This is a genomic window from Paenibacillus sp. E222, from assembly GCF_013401555.1.
In the GTDB taxonomy this organism is placed as follows: Bacteria; Bacillota; Bacilli; order Paenibacillales; family Paenibacillaceae; genus Paenibacillus.
The window spans coordinates 7,269,789-7,286,640 of record NZ_CP058552.1; the positions used below are offsets into that span (position 1 = coordinate 7,269,789).

Genomic DNA, 16,852 nt, shown 5'->3' on the forward strand with positions numbered 1-16,852 from the left:
TGTCGCCTGATAACCGAACTTTCGAAATCAAAGAGGACATTTCTCTTACTTTTTGTTAAACTAGTTTGGGTTACATAATAGTTCATTCATAGAAAGGTGAAGATTATGCTTAAGAAATGGTTATGGGGGACATCCCTAACCCTGGCACTTGCCATAGCCGGCGTTATTGTATATTACGGATACTCGATTGTTCATTTTGCCAATAGCATCTCAACCGCTTCCGAGACTTCCACTTCTGACACAAACCAAAATACGGACACCCCAACCACCCCTGTTCCCAAATGGGAAGGGAAGGAACGAGTTAACATTTTGCTGCTTGGCGGTGACACCAGAGGGGAGGATGCCGGTCGTTCAGATTCGGTTATGGTCGCTTCCATTGATCCTTTATCCAAGAAAGCCCATCTCTTCTCTGTTCTGCGTGATACATACGTTGATATTCCGGGACATGGCAAGAGCAGACTCAACGCGGCCTTCTCCTACGGCGGAGCGGAATTAACCAAACAAACGGTAGGTGACTTGCTCGGCATTCCTATCCAGCACTACGTGTATACTGATTTTGTCGGATTCATGGCGCTGGTTGATGCTGTAGACGGGATCGATATTGATGTGGAGAAAGACATGTATTACACCAGTAAAGCAGATAAACATATGTACGATATTGATCTCAAAAAAGGACTTCAGCATATGGACGGTAAGACTGCCCTCCAATATGTACGGTTTCGGCATGATGCCACATCAGACTTTACGCGTACCGAACGGCAACGGATTTTCATGACTGAGCTGGCCAAAAAGATGCAAAGCACCACTTCACTCTTCAAAATTCCTGAAATATTGGAAGCTGTCGCTCCATATATCGAGACAGACCTCAGTCCAACGCAGATGTTGAAATTGGCTTCGCTCGGATTTGATATTAACGTGAATGAAATCGATAAACAGCAGATCCCTCCTAACACGCTGCTTACCAATGAGCTTGCAGGTTCTGCCCAGGTACTCGGTGTAAATAAACCGAAACTCCAATCATACATTCAGAATTTGTTCGAGGAAGATGCAAAATCTTCAGAGGATGAATCAGCGAAAGCACAAGACTTAAACTAAATGGAACGGAAAGAAAACGAAGATGGTATCGTAATTCGAAATGATAACTTTGATTAAAAAGATGGCAGCCGCCATCTTTTTTTGTACCTTTTTTCCCCATTTAATGCAGCCTTAATGTTCAACAGGTACCCTTAAATGATGAATTCCGGTTACACGAAGGAGGAATACACGTGAATAAACCGCGAATCGTGGAATGGACACAACTGCGCGGCCTTGCCTTTCTCGCCATTGTGATGCAGCATAACATCGCGGAATATATATATCGCACCGATATTGAACAACCTGATTCCGTCATGCTGACCATGATTTATCATCTGACTCGTTTTGGTACGCCGACATTTGTCTTTCTGTCCGGTGTAATGCTGTTCTATCATCACAGTCGCACCAAACCGGATTACCCCCGTTTTATCCGTAAGCGGTTTGGAGATATCTATGTGCCCTTTGTGGTATGGACGTTCATCTATTGGTTGTTTGTCCGGATATTCACGCCCGAGTTCTGGCTTTCGGGTATGCCGGATTTCCATAGTCTTGTTCGTGAACTGTTCCTCCCCCAGACGGGATATCATCTTTGGTTTGTTATTATGGTGTTTCAGTTCTATATTCTGTTTCCCCTGTTTCTTGCGGGAGCCAAGTTCATTCAGAAACGTATTGAAAAAGTTACACGTTTCACCCCAATGCAATCCGTCATCACGCTGATTCTCATTGGGATGGCATTATACACGGTGCTTATGAAATGGTCCTACTACAATATGGGTGGATGGGCAGCTTCCTTACCCCAACCCTGGTCGGGTTTGCTGCAGTATCGCTCCTATTCATGGGTTATGTACTGGTTTTACTTTTTGCTTGGCGCAGTCTGTGCCTGGTCAGTGGATAGCTGGAGAAGTTGGACTGCAAAGGCATTGCCCTGGATTGTCTGTCTGTTTATCGGCATGTACATCTGGCTTGGATATGACGTGCTGCGGGGATCGGACGATGTCGTTAACCTCAATATATCAACCTATCTGAAGCCAACAACATTCATCATCATCATGGCCCAGATGTTCATGTTCTATGGGTTCCTTGTACTTCTGCGAGGCAAAGATACACCATTTCAGCGTCTCCTGACATGGATTGGGCGATATTCGTTTGGTGGCTATCTGGTTCATGCACTGGTGATCTACTGCATCGCGTATATCACCCGGCCACTTACACTAACTGGATGGCACCTACCGGTTACATTGCTTTCGTTTCTGGTCACCGTAGCAACGTCTCTTGCAATCAGTTGGGGACTTTCCCAGCTTCCTGGTTCTCGCTTTACCATCGGATTACAGCGGAAGAAACGCCCGGGTTCCCGTTTGCATGATACTGTTTCTGCGAGCAGAACAAGTTCATCCGAGCGTAATCCTTCAGTCAGCGCAAATCGCAGTCCGGAAACCAGCTAATCCTGGTTGAATATAGAAAAGGCGTCTCCCTTCGTGGAAGACGCTCTTTTTCACTTCACTTCTGTGGAAGCGGATCGACCAGGTACAGGTTCGTGAGGACCAGGAGCTTGATGTGTATGGCCCTTCTGATTAACGAACCTTTTCAGGTCACCCGTCAACTGCTCCTTCAGCTTGTCTACCAGCTGCGTTTCACTGATGCCTTTTGACTGAGCAATCTCAGCAAGTGACTTCCCGCTCTGGAGCTGCTGATGGAGCTGCTCCGGAGTGATGCCGATAAAGCGGGCAATAGCACCCTTGTCCATCATTGGACGTCTGTTGCCATGGTGAGCGAACTCACGTCTTAATTCCCGCAGTGGTGTGTTGATTACCTTCTTCAGCTTCGTATCCATCCCTGCTTTGGCTGCTGCTGCCTGCTCTTTCGTGAGACAGCCTTCTTCCGCTGCTTTATCCACTCGCTGAGAGAGCGAAGGCTTCAGCTTCTCTAACAATTGTGCCTCACTAAGTCCCTTGCGCTCCTTGGCAATCTGAGTCAACGTTTTGCCAAGCTCCATCTGTTCTTTTAAATCACGGAGCCCAATACCGAGCAGGTCTGCCGTTTCTCCTATCATAAACAGGCCATGACCTGCTTGCATGCATGGCTTGGTCTGGTTTGTGGAGGAGGATGGTGCCGCTACTTGATCCTCAATAGATCCATTTGGATCAGCGGATGCTGTATAGCCGGTTGATGCTGTTATAAATACGGCTGCCAGTCCGACTGCCATCCATTTTTTCCATTTGCATTTCATTTTTCTTCTTCCTTTCATATGTCAAAATCCTGTGCTCTCTTAGTTTGAGCCTAACCTCCGCTTTTTTATGCCATAAAAATACAAAATGTCATTGTTTTTTTCACAATTCATCACAAAAACTCCTATTTTTTTCAATTCATTTCCGGTATACTGGAAGTAACTTCATGATCTAGTCGAATAGTCCTTAATCACTTTATTATGGGAAGGGCGTAACCAAACGATGCGGAGAGAATGGTTTGATCCGTTTAGATCCGATGTGGAGGTGGTGTTCGCTGCAGCAGAGCAGCTGGTACAGAAATATCCTGAACCAATGTCAGAACATGCACTAGAACAACTTCATTTGGTCAATCCGTTGTTACGAGATTCGGGTCACAGCTACATTGGCTACATTATTCCTTTGTGGATGCAACTCTCGGATGGTTTGCCTCCAGAGAAGGCACACAAACTGAGTACGGCTTGTCTCCTGCATATGCTATATTTTCTGAATCAGGATGAGGTTATGGACGAACAGCCAGAAGATGTGACACTGAAATTATCACTGGGTAATCTTTACTACGTGGATGCGATCTGTGCCTATTCAGAGCTATTCAGTCTTTCTTCCCCGTTCTGGACGTATTTCAGACAGTATGTGGAGGATTGGGCCATGAGCGTCAACGGTGAGAACACCATCGATTATTTCAAGAGAAGCCCGCTATTCATCGCCCAAAAAGCCGCCCCACTTCAGCTTGGAGCTGCTGGCTCACTCCTTCTTCTGGAACAGGAGCATCGCATCACTCCAGTATGTTCTGCCGTCAACATTGCACTGATGACCCTCCAGATGACAGATGACTTCACAGACACGAAACAAGATGCTGTGCATGGAAATTACAACAGCTTCCTCTCCCACATATCCGCAGCACTGGAACACAACTACCCGGTTCATCCGGTAAGCGAACGTATACATGATAATGTATACAATACTCAATTGATGAACTCCTATGTAGACATTGCTCAGCAATATAACATCAGACTAACATCTTCTAACTCGGGAATTACGCATCTCGAAGCGTTTAATTCTTACTTATGCGGCATTCTGGGACAAACTGTTCAGGACATTGAACAACACAAAAAAATGCTTTTTCAAGGCGGGTTTCATTACTGGATCAGCGAGAAACAACATTTGTCCTAATCAGAAAAGAAGAGCTGGTACAGTTGAATTTTAAATATGAAGGGAATGTTGACGATGATGGTATCAGAGAAAACGTTGCACGAGGATATTATTGAAAAGGCCTGGACCGATGAGCACTTCAGACAACAACTGCACTCCAACCCGAAGCAAGCGCTTCGCGAAGCATTTGGCATTGATATTCCTGAACACATTCAAGTCCGTACCGTTGAAGAACAACAGAACGACTACGTTCTCGTGATTCCTCCCAATCCAGCCAAAGTGAATTATGACGTAAATTGCGGACCGTGGAGAAGCTAAACGGATTCAATTGAATATGTAATGGAACGACACAAGGGGTAGCGAACAAAAAAGCCATCGTACACTTCTGCCACTCGTCATTCGACGAACGCGGCAAAAGATACAACGGCTTCTGTTCCTACTCCTTTTGTACTTGTAAAGCTGATCTGCCCATGCATGGCTTCAACGATCCGGAAAGTCACCATCATGCCAAGGCCTGTGCCCTTGATTTTATTCGAGAAATAAGGCTCCCCAAGCCGGACCAGCGCTTCCTCATCCATGCCTTCACCGTTATCCCTAACATGTACCTTGATGACCCCATCTTGGGCATAAGCCCAAATATCAATCTGACCCTCTCCTTGCAGCGCTTCTATACTATTCTTAATAATATTAATAAAAGCCTGTTTGAACTTGGAAGAGTTCCCTCTAATCCATAGATCTGGTGGAATGTCAGTTGTTATTTTGCCGCCTTCCAGATTAGCCATCGGTACAAGAATACCTTCAATATGATCAAATTCATCCGCGATATTGAGAGAGACAATATGATCGAACTCCGGTTTGGCAAACGTGAGGAAGTCGGTAATAATGCCGGAAGCCCGATCAAGTTCCTCCAGAGCAATCCGCACATACCCCTTGTTTTTGTTGTCTTCCTGCTCTGTCATGAGCTGAAGGAATCCTCGCGTCACCTGCAGCGGATTACGAACCTCATGAGCAACCGACGCCGCCAGTTCGCTAATGATCTCCATTTTCTCGGATCGCTGCAATTCATTATTGAACAATTCCAACTCTTTCGAATATTCAAGCACTTTGGTATGTTTTTCAGCAAATCGGCTTCCCAGTATGGCAATAAGTGAGATAATAAAAGCAACCATGGACCATTTCCACCATATCAGATGATATGTTCCATTACGCTGGTAATACCACAGAAGTTCAGCAACACTGATTAAGGCAAATGTGCCGAATCCCGTAGCCAGCAAAAGAGCTTCCCGGCTCCGTTGAAGCGCTTTGGCGATGGTGCCGATCATTAAGATGCTCAACAGGATCACGAGAACGAATCCAATTACATTCTGAACCAGCAAACTATAGAGCATGTCCCATTGACCGCCTGAAATAAAATCAATCATCAGGGCAGCCACAGCTACTATAGAATAGATGAATTGGAATTTTCTTAGTTTGGTAAAGATGCCATAACGACCTGGTCCGATAATTTGTTCAAAAAAATAACAGAGTGCAGGCATGCCCATCAGCATAGCCAGGTCAAACAATACGGAATAGAGATTACCATAAACCTGGTAGAACGTATATAAAAACTGTGAATAAGTGATAATCATCGTTCCGATTGAACCCATCACGATACATAGCGAAATCCACAACCCTTTATGGAATTTGCCCAGGAAAAATGTGCAGCTCAGCATCGTAAGCGCCGTGAATACAAAGGTCGCTCCCAATATCACATCAAGCAGTCCATTGTGAATATACTTTTCCTGTAATGTAGCATAAGGCCCGACCTGAACCGTTCCGTAGATGCCAAGTCTGCCTTTCTCATTCTCGGACCATATATACAGTTTACTATCTGAATTCTCTCTCGATAAGGGTAACAGCACAGCATTGTTGTCATAATTGTAATGATAATTCTCGTACACCTTACGATCGTCCAGATAGATCACAATGTGGTTCCCTTTAATATTTTCAAAACGGATTGCCGAGCTATCTTCGGTTATTTTAGGAATGGTCACACGAGTCCACATGGAACCCGAAGGAGCTTCTACACTGCTGTATTCCAGCCTTTCTGCACCTTGCTTCTCCCAGATTTCCTCCGAACCTTGAACCTCACTGATGAATCCCTGATCGTGTACGTTCCCCCACTTTACTTCCCATCCCGTAATGGATACAGGTCTGTCAACTTCTCCTGCATTCGCTGAGACGAAACCATGCGGCAAGCAGAGAATATTCAACATACTTATCCATAAGATGATGATAGCTTTGGGCACATTTTTCATTCACAGCACCTCAAAGTTCTTATTTTCTCTATTCCCAAGTTCTCTCATTTATCATTCGCCACAGTTTAACGTGTCACCTTCTTGTGGGGAAATGAAAATTCACATTTTAGTAGATTTATAGTTTTATTTCCATTTTATTGATAGAATCCGAGTGTTTTCTCCATTATCCGCGCAGATCCTCGAACTGGTTCTCAATCATTTCGCGCTCTTTCTGTTCAATCTTCGTGCGATATTCCAGCCACTGCTCCGTTTCCTCATCGTCATAGATCGTCCATATATCCGAGAAAAGATAATCCCGCAACTGGACAATCTGTCCTGACCATATCCCGCCTACCCAGAACAGCCCGTCCGGGCGGCGTATAACGGTACGGGAAAACCCAGGCGTAGACGCTTTTTGCCCGATTCGGATTTGAGTGATCATATTGCCTAGCGTAAACCAATCCAATTGGAATCCCTCCCTCATATATCCATGCTTTATCATAACATAGGCCAAAGATGAAAAGCTGTAAAACTGACCTGAGCGATTCAATCGTGCCTTCCGGGTGTAATGGTTCCTCAAAGCAAACAATTACCCTTGAGGAGATGATTCAAATGAATGAGCCACACAGAACGGTAGAGGTAGAGCATAAGGATGTCCAACACAAATCGGATTCAAGTATGGTCGCTTCCACGTTTATCAAGTATGCGGCTTATATCATTATTTTCTTTGGATTCCTGTACTTTCTGGTCAAATATGTATTTCCCAAGTTTTAAAGTATATAGATTGAATCTGTAATCCGTACATCGTTCACTTTCATCTTATATTCATATTTGGGGAACACAAGGGAATCCTAATGGGTGCGAGATTACAACGTTAGCCCTTTGGGTAACAACGAATAATAACCTTTTCAACATAACTACCCCGTCAAAAAAACCATTAAATATAATCCACTTAAAGGGAGTGTTATTGATGTCAGACAGACCGATTAGCAATGAAGAGAGCGAACGCTACTACGACCGGTATCAGAGGTCACGTGATATTCCACTGGAAACCGAAGTGCCTGAAGGTGACATAGACACTTTTGATGAAGTTACGGGAAGACGCATCGAAACAGAGGAAACAGTCGATACAGTGAATCCGCCTCTGGCAGCGACTACACAAGAACCGGAATTGGAGTCACGGACAGCAGAGCCTGCACTCGAATCCGTACCTGATGCTGATCTTATCCAACCCAATAGTCCGGTTGATCCCGCCGCACCCGACCCCAATGCCCTTCATGGGACGGACTTGCTAAACGGCGCAGGGGCGGACGCCAAACCGGAGAATAATATTCCACCTCGGCGTTAATCCTCATGTCACAGCCTGAATTAGGAGGTGCAGACACGATGAAGGATGATCACAAGCGACAAGTACATGAGCCCGACAATCTGGTAACCGAACGGGATATTGATCCGAATTTTGGATTGTTTACGGAAGATTCCTTTCCGGATGCCCTAGCGGATGAGGATCAGCTTGATGCTGTTGAACATGCAATCCCGAAGGAAAACGTTTCCCGAAAAGATTCATCCTCAGATGAATAGGAACGCATTACAGATCCAATGAGAATATAAGGAAACCTCTTGGTCAAGAGGTTTCTTTTTGCTTTTATCTTCCTGGTAAAAGACTTATCCTGAAAAAGAGATGGCTACCGTAGCTTTACGGTGCCATCCCTTTTCTACTATCCCAATAGCCATTTCATATTTTGGCGTTTTTAATTACTTCGCCAAAGGTTTGCCCGAGCCGGGCAACTTCTCCTCCAGTCGGGACCATTTCGCCACAATGGCGGTAATCAGAAGCGCTACTCCATTGATGATAAAAATCCACCGAATCGGCAGCCAGCCACCAAGAACACCACCAATTATCGGCCCCGCCATCGTACCGATCTGGGAAGCTGATTGATTCAGGCTGAATGCTCTTCCCCGGAAGCCAGGTTCGGTCACTTGCACAATCATTGCATTAATCGCCGGGAACACCGCAGCAAAGAACAATCCATATACAAAACGCAATATGCCGAATCCAATATAACCTGTAGTGAAAAACTGCAGCAGGTTACCAATCGCCCCTCCAACGAGGCCAATGATCAGTACTTTCCCATACCCGATTCGCGAACCGATTTTACCCCAGCGCGGCGCCATAATGACCGTAGCTACACCAACCGCAGAGAAAATTATCCCTGAGCTGAGAGAAGCACGATCGGGCTGAATGCCCATTTCCATCACGTATACGGTCAATAATGGCTCCAGAATCATCACGGAGAAGGTACATATACCCATCATGCCAAGCACCGTAATAAACAATCGATTGGCCCTGGCTTCGCGTATGTCGTCCATCACATGAGAACGTGCCTTGTTCCGGTTAAAATTCTCTTCTTTGACCCAGAAGGTTGCGATCAACGCCGAGACCAATACAACGATGCTGGAAAATAAAAACGCATTGCGGTTGCCATAATAGTGGCTTACCACCCCGCCAATTAACGGGCCGATTATCCCTCCTGTTGCCCCGGCTGTAGACATGATACCAAGTGCATACCCTGTCTTCTCTTCCGGTGTATTGGTACCGACCAGTGCAATCGCCGCCGGAACAAACCCCGCGAGCAATCCCTGAAACAAACGAACCACGATTAGTGAATAGGGGTCCTGCACAAAATAATTGATCAAATACAAAACCGCAAGGCTGTATCCCGACCGGATCAGCATTGGCTTGCGCCCGTATTTGTCAGCCAGCGATCCCCAGAAGGGAGACACCAGCGCACTTGCCAGAAATGTAATGCCAAAGGCAAGCCCGGACCAGAACTCCAGGTGATCACGAACGCCCAGATCGCCACTCAGAAACAAAGGCAGAAATGGGATGGAGATTGAATAAGCGGTGCTGCAAAAAAATACACCAATCCACAAAATCACCAGATTACGCTTCCACGAGAAGTCCATATACCCGCACGCCCTTTCCGTTACTGACGCCGGGACTGCCGTGTATTGGAGCGGACGGAACAGACCCGTACGTCCCTGACTGCGGAAGCATTTTCCTTATTTTACACCTCTGTAAGCATTTACACCATCCCTTATCGCCCACAATATCCTGCCTTGCATTGCCATCTTGTCCGCAAAAACGGTATGATAGTTGAGGAATTATCCGACAATAATTCGGACTAAACATTTTATGCAGAGATGCAAGGGGGAACGTTCTCATGTCTTTTCGGTGGAAAAAAACAACAGCTATGTCGCTGGTTCTAGCGATGCTGCTTATCGTCATTAGTGGTTGTGGGCGCCCTTCAAGTGGCGCGACGGAAACACCGGTCCCGGCTGCACCCGAAGGGCCAAATCCAGTGGCCACAATTGAAATGCAAGACGGTCAGAAAATCGTCATTGAGCTATATCCCGAAATTGCGCCCAATACCGTGTACAATTTCATTTCATTGGCGAATAAAGGTTTCTATGATGGGTTGATCTTTCACCGTGTTATCCCAGGCTTCATGATTCAGGGTGGTGATCCAAACGGAAACGGAACAGGCGGCCCGGGTTATGCGATCAAAGGTGAATTCACATCCAACGGTCACAAAAACCACCTGAATCATACGCGTGGGGTCATCTCCATGGCGCGCGAATCTGATAATCTGGACTCCGCAGGCTCCCAGTTTTTCATCATGTTAGCAGATGCTGATTACCTGGATAATGCCTATGCCACATTCGGTAAAGTGACAGAAGGTATGGACGTCGTTGATGGAATCGCTGCTCAGGAAATAGGCGAAAAAGACAAACCTGTTACCGATCAGGTGATGAAAAAGGTCACTGTGGACACCCACGGTCTGGAATATCCTGAACCGGTAAAAATGCCTTAAACTTTGAAACGGATCTTAGTAATTCATCTTGATTCACAACCTGTAAGACAAACAAAAGCTCTGTCCTGCGTATGCACGCAAGGCAGAGCTTTATTCAATGTTAGCGTTTACACGAATGACTTTATAAAAAATGCCCTCTTCTGGCACAACTCTATATGCAGCAGCTCTGCAACCCGCTGATTTCAATACATCCATCCCATCAAACGCAACCAACCGATGATCGCAATCCATAGCGGACAGCTGAAAGCAACACCCCATGCAAGCCCTTTCAGTAAACTACGGTTTACTTCCACGAACAACGACTCCTTTCTCCAGGGAATAGTCGCAGTATCGGTAATAATATATGAATTTATACCCGTTTTCATTCGTCACGCTACCCCCTATCTCCTGCTTTTGTTCCGCGATTTCATGGAATGGGTATGGTGAACCTGATATAATATGTTTACTGAACGAGAATGGAAGCTGATTTATGTTTTTGAGAGGAGATCATTCTATGGCAAAATCCAAAAAACACACCCCTGCTCCCAAAGCAGCACAGGATAAACCGACCACACTAAAAGATCTGCTGAGCAGTGATGTGCTAGAAAAACTGAAAGCTCAGGCGGATGAAGCCAAGGCTGCCGAGGCAGACCGCAAAGAGCAGGAGCGCCTGCAGGCGGAAGAAGCGCGTAAAGCTGAACAGAAGCGAAAAGATAATGATTTTGAGTACCTGTTGAATAACAGTTCGATGGACTGGAAGAAACACAAGTAACTTTTTCAGCAATCAGATCATCTTGATATCTAAATTATAGATACAGGGCCGTTCAACGGTCCTGTTTTTTTGTGTAATGCGTATGATTCATGACTCTTAAGTCGGGTATGTAGAGATAGAGAGTTACTGATAATTCATACAATACGGAGGGATCAGGATGACTGAACAACGTTTGCAAGGAAAAGTGGCGATTGTAACCGGAGGTGGCTCAGGAATTGGTCAGGCGACAGCCATTCGTTTCGCTGAGCACGGAGCCAAAGTGTTCATGCTGGACCGGACCCCGGAGAATGCAGAGGAAACCAAACAGACGATTGAGAACGCAGGCGGAGAAGCCCACGTTATTGAATGTGATATATCCAAACCGGACAATGTGCAGAAAGCAATCAATCAGGCGGCAGAGCAAGCAGGCCAGCTTGATATTGTATTTGCCAATGCGGGCATCAACGGCACGATGGCTCCGATTGAAACGATGGAACCTGAGGACTGGGATCAAACGATGGGCATCAATATGCGCGGCACGTTCGCAACTGTGAAGTACGCCATACCCCATTTGAAGGACCGCGGAGGAAGCATTATTATCACGAGCTCCATCAACGGTAACCGTGTATTCTCTGGTATTGGCTTCTCTGCATACGCTTCCAGCAAGGCAGGTCAGACGGCTTTTACGAAGATGGCTGCATTGGAACTGGCTCGTTACAAGATCCGTGTCAACGCCGTTTGCCCGGGAGCCATCGATACGAACATCGATGACAACACCTATCCTTCGGACGATCTAAAAGAAGTACAGATCCCGGTTGAATTTCCCGAAGGTCATGAACATCCACTCAAAGGTGAACCTGGAACGTCGAAGCAAGTCGCCAATCTGGTGCTCTTCCTCGCTTCCGATGAATCTTCCCATGTGACCGGTACCCGGATTTACGTGGATGGAGCGGAATCTTTGCTCCGCGGATAAAAATTAGGAACATACTCCATATGGAGTTAACTACCGAACATCCCGCAAACGGCCTGGATATCCAGAACGCAGCGGGATGTTTGGTTTGAAATATATATAGAAGAACGAAGGAAAAACTCGTCGCTTCCTCCCTGGTTTTGAATGAATTGTTAACCAGGGCTTGTCTTCAAATCTGTTGAATAGAGAAGCGTTCCCGAGCGTGTCCAGCGTACGCAAGTGAGCTGTATTTTGAATGTTCGAGCATGCGCCCTTCATCATGAACGAGCAAACGCTAACGAATCTGAGGCGTCTTATTCAAGGATTTGAAGCGTCCGCAGAAATCTAAGAAACTTAAGACACGTTATATCAGAATAAAAAGCCGGTTGCAGCGTTTTTGCCAAGAGATTTTGGGAAATAACGTGTCTGATGTTCTTTACAATTTAAAAAGAGAGCCTAAAGGCCAAATAAGACGCCCTGTGTTCCTTAGAAAATCATCTGGCCATTCGGTGAGAATCAGCCAGCCCCGACTTCAAGACTTTTTGGAACCTGACCTCCATCATTGTATAGCTTGTCTGAGTTTGAAGACATACCTAGAGCGCTGAACTCTTTCCTCTTTTCACTCGATTATTCAACCGCTCCGGAATCGCAAATAGCAGGACGTACATCAGAGAGAACATCGCTACTGCCAACACCTCTTCCCCAAGAATGTACAAGGGATAGGGACCCAACATATCGAGCACTGAAGGCGTATCCGGTTTGTGTCTCAGGAACATATAATTGGCGTCAAGCACGACATCCACACCGTATACGACCAACGCAGCCACATTCACGAACATCATCGAACCCAACACAGATCTCCAGCTTGGACGAAGCTGCTCCACCCAAGTCATATAGAGCAACGCCAGAATAATACAAGCGTGAGCAGTAAAAAATTGAATGAACCGAAAATGTGCATAAGCATAACCGAGATTAGGCGTTACGATTGCCATCAAGGCTCCTGCTATTCCTGCGAACAGCAATGCAGAATGCAGCAGTCGGCTGCGTGTCAACAATAGCAGCGCCGATAACAATAGTGACAGACTGCATAGCTCCAGTGGCAATGAAGTTTGCAGACTCCACACATCCCCATATATATACCAGAGCTGAAGCACAATCTCACAGCCGAACATGACACATGCCAGAACGATCCGAAAGGTACGGCGTGTGTTCGGTGCCCAGGACCGCAGCAAATTTCGAAACAGGAACATCAATATAATTATTCCAGCAATAAGGCTAATCGCCCATAGGTGCGAAGTGGAAAACAGTATAAACGGTTTTGCATCATAAGGGTCTAGCCACTGGGGATAAGCCATACGCCTCTTCCCTCCTTCTCATTACACAAACACAATATATCTCTTTAATGTTAACTTTTTCATTTTGGCATTGAATGAACAGACTGTCCAGATGGAATTCTAAAATAGGATTGTATTTTAAATATCTTTATGTTAAGATAAATCCAACAACAAAACAAACTAAAAGTTAGTAACTTTCTTTACGGAAATACTATAAGAAATAATTTAACCATCAGGAGGAATTTATAATGCAAATCAAAGGACTTCACCACGTATCCGCTCTAACAGCACATGCCGATCAGAACTATCGTTTCTACACCAACGTCATGGGATTGCGCCTGATCAAAAAAACAGTCAACCAGGATGACGTGTCCGTTTACCACCTCTTCTACGGCGATGAAAAAGGCAATCCGGGTACTGAACTTACCTTCTTCGAGATTCCGATGGCCGGACAGACTCGTGAAGGCGTAAACAGCATCTCCGCAACGTCACTGCGTGTTCCAAGTGATGCTGCACTTACGTACTGGCAGCAGCGTTTTGACGAATTCGAAGTCCCACATGGAGAGATCGTTGAACGGGGTGGTCGTGCCACGCTCTCGTTCACAGATTTTGAAGGACAACGTCTGATTCTGGTCTCGGATGAAAACAATGCAGGTGTCGCTGGGGGTAAACCATGGGATCAGAGCCCGGTGCCTGCCGAATATGGCATTGTAGGTCTTGGTCCCATCCATCTTACGGTAAGAGATGCTTCCCTTACCGCTCCGGTTCTTACCGAACTGCTTGGTTTCAGAGCGAAAGGAAGTTACCCTGCCTTTACTCCCGGGCAGCCTGATGTTCTCGTCTTCGAATCTGGTGAAGGTGGAAGTGGCTCCGAGGTGCATGTTGAGGAACGAAATGACCTTGCCCAAGAACGTCCTGGACGTGGCAGCGTACACCATGTTGCGTTCCGCGTGGATAATGAGGAAGAACTGAAACAATGGGTGGAACGGGTTCATAACTTCCGATTCCCTAACTCTGGTTTTGTAGATCGCTTCTACTTCCGCTCCCTGTATTTCCGTGAAGCGAACGGTATTCTGTTTGAGCTTGCAACGGATGGTCCGGGATTTGATACAGACGAAGAAATGGAGCATCTGGGAGAATCGCTTGCCTTGCCTCCATTCCTCGAAGGTCGCCGCGCTGAGATTGAAGCGAACCTGAAACCACTGGATACCGTGATCCGCTAATATTCGTAACTGGCGTGTAATTCAGCAAAAAGATTTCAATTCAAAACAAAAATAAAAACGATGTTCACCAGGCAACTCTGAATACCGGATACGGTTCAGGAATCCCTGGTGAATCATCGTTTTTTTATGTTTAGGCTTGCCTTGCCCCTTCTGTAAGGTGGCAAACCTGCAAATTGTGTTTTACTTCGTCAGATACGATGTTGTCAGCGGTACAAACAGAGCCGAACCTGGATCTTCTGACACAATCTCGACATAGACAGCGTCTGTACCTTTAACGTCCACATCTATACTCATCATACCGCTTTCTGGAGTGATATTGAACTTTTTGAGTGTCGCGAGATCCTGATCATAGATATGAATCTCCTGATTTCCTGTTAGCGCGGCAAGTTCCAGGTGCAAAGAAGAATATTTTTTACCCGTATTAATCTGGATGTCGTCCCCCTGTTTTGAAGGATCATTATGCAGATAAACATCCTTGTAATCCTTGCCTTTATATGTGGTATCCTTAGGATCTTTGGTGTGCCATGCGGTAGATCCAAGTACGGATGTTCCAAGTGCACTCAGCGTTACTTTTCCGTTAGTTACAGGCGCAGATCCATTCGTTCCGCCAATGAGGACGGATGAAGTTGCACTGTCATACGTGATCTCTGTTCCAAGCAAGGATCCCACAGCACGAACAGGCAAATAAGTTGTTCCGTTATACGTAATAGGCAACACCGTTTTACCATTGGCATCTTTGGCTGTCACCGTGGCACCATCCAGTTTTAGCGTAATCTTGCTGTTTAGATAGGCTTTAATCTGTTCCAACCCTGTTGCTGCAAGTGCACCTGTCCCGATCCCAAGCGTTAATGTGCCTACCATCAAACCCAGTACAACCTTCTTCTTCATCAAAATCCCTCCTGAACGTTAAAATAATTTGTCCTTTATACATTTAAACGACTAAAGTGATAATGTCAATTGTTTACTGCATTTTTAGTACATTGTTCCTATCTGTAGGCAGCACAAAACAAGGCTGAATGTCCCGATTTTTTTCAGCCTCGTCCTGTTTCCTACTGCCCGATAAGGCAGAAAGGAAGATATTCTTTGTACATCCTTATCTGGCAGAACTTCTCTTTCACCACGAGAACTGCCAACCTTCGTCCCACCAGATGTCTACACGACCCTATCAATCAAAAGATTCATAATATTCTTCTTCATACACTTCCATGCTGTATTTCAAATTTGCAGCTTTCCACTCGCCATCTTGATACACATAAGCGAATGTCAGATCACCAGCATATAAAGCTGCACCGTAAGATCCTGCTGCTGATACGACAAGTTGGCCATCCTCCACGCTGTAATACGTTACTCCACCGAATCCCAACTCTTTGTTATACAAGCCGCCACTCGTGTCTCCTTCGATCCGTGAAGGTTCTGCTTGAACTCCATCAACGGCAACATCAACATCTACACGGTCTGATCCAACCGTAACCTTTGACTCCACATGCTGCTTCACAATCTCATCCAGAGATTGCATCTTCATCTCTTCCAGCGTTATCGGATTAATGATACGGGCTTGTCCCAAATAAATACCTGTTCCATGACCTTCCGTATACAAAACAACGATCTCTTTCTGGCCATCTCCATTCAGATCCAGTTCGTGCACTTCGGGTTTGTAAGACCCGCCTTCTCCCTTCCAATCACTAAATTCTTGTGTCTTACCGTCCACTTCCAGCACCATTCCGTTATATATATATCCTGAACCCTCCACTTTCATAGGGTACAGTCTTACGTTCTCATTTTCGGGAGCAACTGAGATGTAGTCCTCCTTGATGGAGGTTGCTTCTTTGGTTGTAAAAGCTGCTTCATTCATTGTTTCTATATTGGAAGCCACGACCGCTGAGGTCTGGCTGGATTGATCATCTATGTTAAGCTGTTTTTGCGATTCATTCATGGTTCTGGCAGACGAAGTTGTACTAATCGTAGCTACCGCCAAAATAATCATCAGCAGGATACCTGTCCAAGTTTTCAATATGCT

General features: G+C 45.7%; 19 protein-coding genes. 11 read left to right on the plus strand and 8 right to left on the minus strand.

The annotated features are described in order from the left end of the window. The first annotated feature begins 105 nt into the window (after nucleotides 1–105). Entirely contained in the window at nucleotides 106–1,095 is a 990-nt protein-coding gene (locus HW560_RS32445; protein ID WP_179265603.1) for an LCP family protein, read from the plus strand. A 170-nt stretch (nucleotides 1,096–1,265) separates the two neighbouring features. Then, the gene (locus HW560_RS32450; RefSeq protein ID WP_179265604.1) at nucleotides 1,266–2,516 is read left to right on the plus strand and encodes an acyltransferase; all 1,251 of its coding nucleotides are present in this window, start codon (nucleotides 1,266–1,268) and stop codon (nucleotides 2,514–2,516) included. Between the two features lie 50 nt (nucleotides 2,517–2,566). Here HW560_RS32450 and HW560_RS32455 read toward each other — a convergent pair whose 3' ends face one another. Then, the gene (locus HW560_RS32455; protein WP_090894051.1) at nucleotides 2,567–3,301 is read right to left on the minus strand and encodes a hypothetical protein; all 735 of its coding nucleotides are present in this window, start codon (nucleotides 3,299–3,301) and stop codon (nucleotides 2,567–2,569) included. 220 nt (nucleotides 3,302–3,521) lie between these two features. Between HW560_RS32455 and HW560_RS32460 the strand changes: the two genes are divergently transcribed. Together HW560_RS32460 and HW560_RS32465 are read left to right on the plus strand one after the other, a co-directional pair. After that, entirely contained in the window at nucleotides 3,522–4,469 is a 948-nt protein-coding gene (locus tag HW560_RS32460) for a hypothetical protein (RefSeq protein ID WP_090894049.1), read from the plus strand. A gap of 54 nt (nucleotides 4,470–4,523) precedes the next feature. After that, nucleotides 4,524–4,766 carry an NHLP leader peptide family RiPP precursor gene (locus HW560_RS32465; protein ID WP_090894046.1) on the plus strand — a complete coding sequence of 81 codons (243 nt, stop codon included), beginning with the start codon at nucleotides 4,524–4,526 and terminating at the stop codon, nucleotides 4,764–4,766. A 77-nt stretch (nucleotides 4,767–4,843) separates the two neighbouring features. Here the strand turns inward: HW560_RS32465 and HW560_RS32470 are convergent, their stop codons facing one another. Beyond that, a complete protein-coding gene (locus HW560_RS32470; protein WP_090894042.1) occupies nucleotides 4,844–6,745 on the minus strand; it encodes a sensor histidine kinase in 1,902 nt (633 codons plus the stop codon). A gap of 163 nt (nucleotides 6,746–6,908) precedes the next feature. After that, on the minus strand, nucleotides 6,909–7,190 hold the full coding sequence (locus HW560_RS32475) for a hypothetical protein (protein ID WP_063564602.1): 282 nt from the start codon (nucleotides 7,188–7,190) through the stop codon (nucleotides 6,909–6,911). A 146-nt stretch (nucleotides 7,191–7,336) separates the two neighbouring features. Here HW560_RS32475 and HW560_RS32480 point away from each other — a divergent pair, with 146 nt between their 5' ends. From HW560_RS32480 to HW560_RS32490, 3 genes are all read left to right on the plus strand, one after another. Then, the gene (locus HW560_RS32480; protein WP_017690239.1) at nucleotides 7,337–7,498 is read left to right on the plus strand and encodes a hypothetical protein; all 162 of its coding nucleotides are present in this window, start codon (nucleotides 7,337–7,339) and stop codon (nucleotides 7,496–7,498) included. A gap of 196 nt (nucleotides 7,499–7,694) precedes the next feature. Beyond that, complete coding sequence (locus HW560_RS32485; protein ID WP_090894040.1) at nucleotides 7,695–8,072, plus strand: hypothetical protein; 378 nt, start codon at nucleotides 7,695–7,697, stop codon at nucleotides 8,070–8,072. A 38-nt stretch (nucleotides 8,073–8,110) separates the two neighbouring features. Beyond that, on the plus strand, nucleotides 8,111–8,305 hold the full coding sequence (locus HW560_RS32490) for a hypothetical protein (protein WP_090894038.1): 195 nt from the start codon (nucleotides 8,111–8,113) through the stop codon (nucleotides 8,303–8,305). Between the two features lie 174 nt (nucleotides 8,306–8,479). On the opposite strand, the gene HW560_RS32495 is transcribed toward HW560_RS32490, so the two are convergent. Next, the gene (locus HW560_RS32495) at nucleotides 8,480–9,691 is read right to left on the minus strand and encodes an MFS transporter (RefSeq protein WP_076290204.1); all 1,212 of its coding nucleotides are present in this window, start codon (nucleotides 9,689–9,691) and stop codon (nucleotides 8,480–8,482) included. Between the two features lie 257 nt (nucleotides 9,692–9,948). On the opposite strand from HW560_RS32495, the gene HW560_RS32500 reads away from it, so the two are divergent. Continuing rightward, nucleotides 9,949–10,599 carry a peptidylprolyl isomerase gene (locus HW560_RS32500; RefSeq protein WP_090894034.1) on the plus strand — a complete coding sequence of 217 codons (651 nt, stop codon included), beginning with the start codon at nucleotides 9,949–9,951 and terminating at the stop codon, nucleotides 10,597–10,599. A 182-nt stretch (nucleotides 10,600–10,781) separates the two neighbouring features. Here HW560_RS32500 and HW560_RS32505 read toward each other — a convergent pair whose 3' ends face one another. Then, on the minus strand, nucleotides 10,782–10,964 hold the full coding sequence (locus tag HW560_RS32505) for a hypothetical protein (protein WP_024632483.1): 183 nt from the start codon (nucleotides 10,962–10,964) through the stop codon (nucleotides 10,782–10,784). A 128-nt stretch (nucleotides 10,965–11,092) separates the two neighbouring features. Between HW560_RS32505 and HW560_RS32510 the strand changes: the two genes are divergently transcribed. Both HW560_RS32510 and HW560_RS32515 read left to right on the plus strand, forming a co-directional pair. Beyond that, on the plus strand, nucleotides 11,093–11,350 hold the full coding sequence (locus HW560_RS32510) for a YqkE family protein (protein ID WP_024632484.1): 258 nt from the start codon (nucleotides 11,093–11,095) through the stop codon (nucleotides 11,348–11,350). Nucleotides 11,351–11,507: 157 nt separating this feature from the next. Next, nucleotides 11,508–12,302 carry an SDR family oxidoreductase gene (locus tag HW560_RS32515; protein ID WP_090894031.1) on the plus strand — a complete coding sequence of 265 codons (795 nt, stop codon included), beginning with the start codon at nucleotides 11,508–11,510 and terminating at the stop codon, nucleotides 12,300–12,302. 569 nt (nucleotides 12,303–12,871) lie between these two features. Here the strand turns inward: HW560_RS32515 and HW560_RS32520 are convergent. Then, a complete protein-coding gene (locus HW560_RS32520; RefSeq protein WP_179265605.1) occupies nucleotides 12,872–13,633 on the minus strand; it encodes a YwaF family protein in 762 nt (253 codons plus the stop codon). A 227-nt stretch (nucleotides 13,634–13,860) separates the two neighbouring features. On the opposite strand from HW560_RS32520, the gene HW560_RS32525 reads away from it, so the two are divergent. Further along, complete coding sequence (locus HW560_RS32525) at nucleotides 13,861–14,835, plus strand: ring-cleaving dioxygenase (RefSeq protein ID WP_090894027.1); 975 nt, start codon at nucleotides 13,861–13,863, stop codon at nucleotides 14,833–14,835. A 180-nt stretch (nucleotides 14,836–15,015) separates the two neighbouring features. Here the strand turns inward: HW560_RS32525 and HW560_RS32530 are convergent, their stop codons facing one another. Continuing rightward, a complete protein-coding gene (locus tag HW560_RS32530; protein ID WP_109997945.1) occupies nucleotides 15,016–15,723 on the minus strand; it encodes a stalk domain-containing protein in 708 nt (235 codons plus the stop codon). Nucleotides 15,724–16,000: 277 nt separating this feature from the next. Beyond that, the gene (locus HW560_RS32535) at nucleotides 16,001–16,846 is read right to left on the minus strand and encodes a hypothetical protein (protein ID WP_179265606.1); all 846 of its coding nucleotides are present in this window, start codon (nucleotides 16,844–16,846) and stop codon (nucleotides 16,001–16,003) included. Between the last annotated feature and the right edge of the window lie 6 nt (nucleotides 16,847–16,852).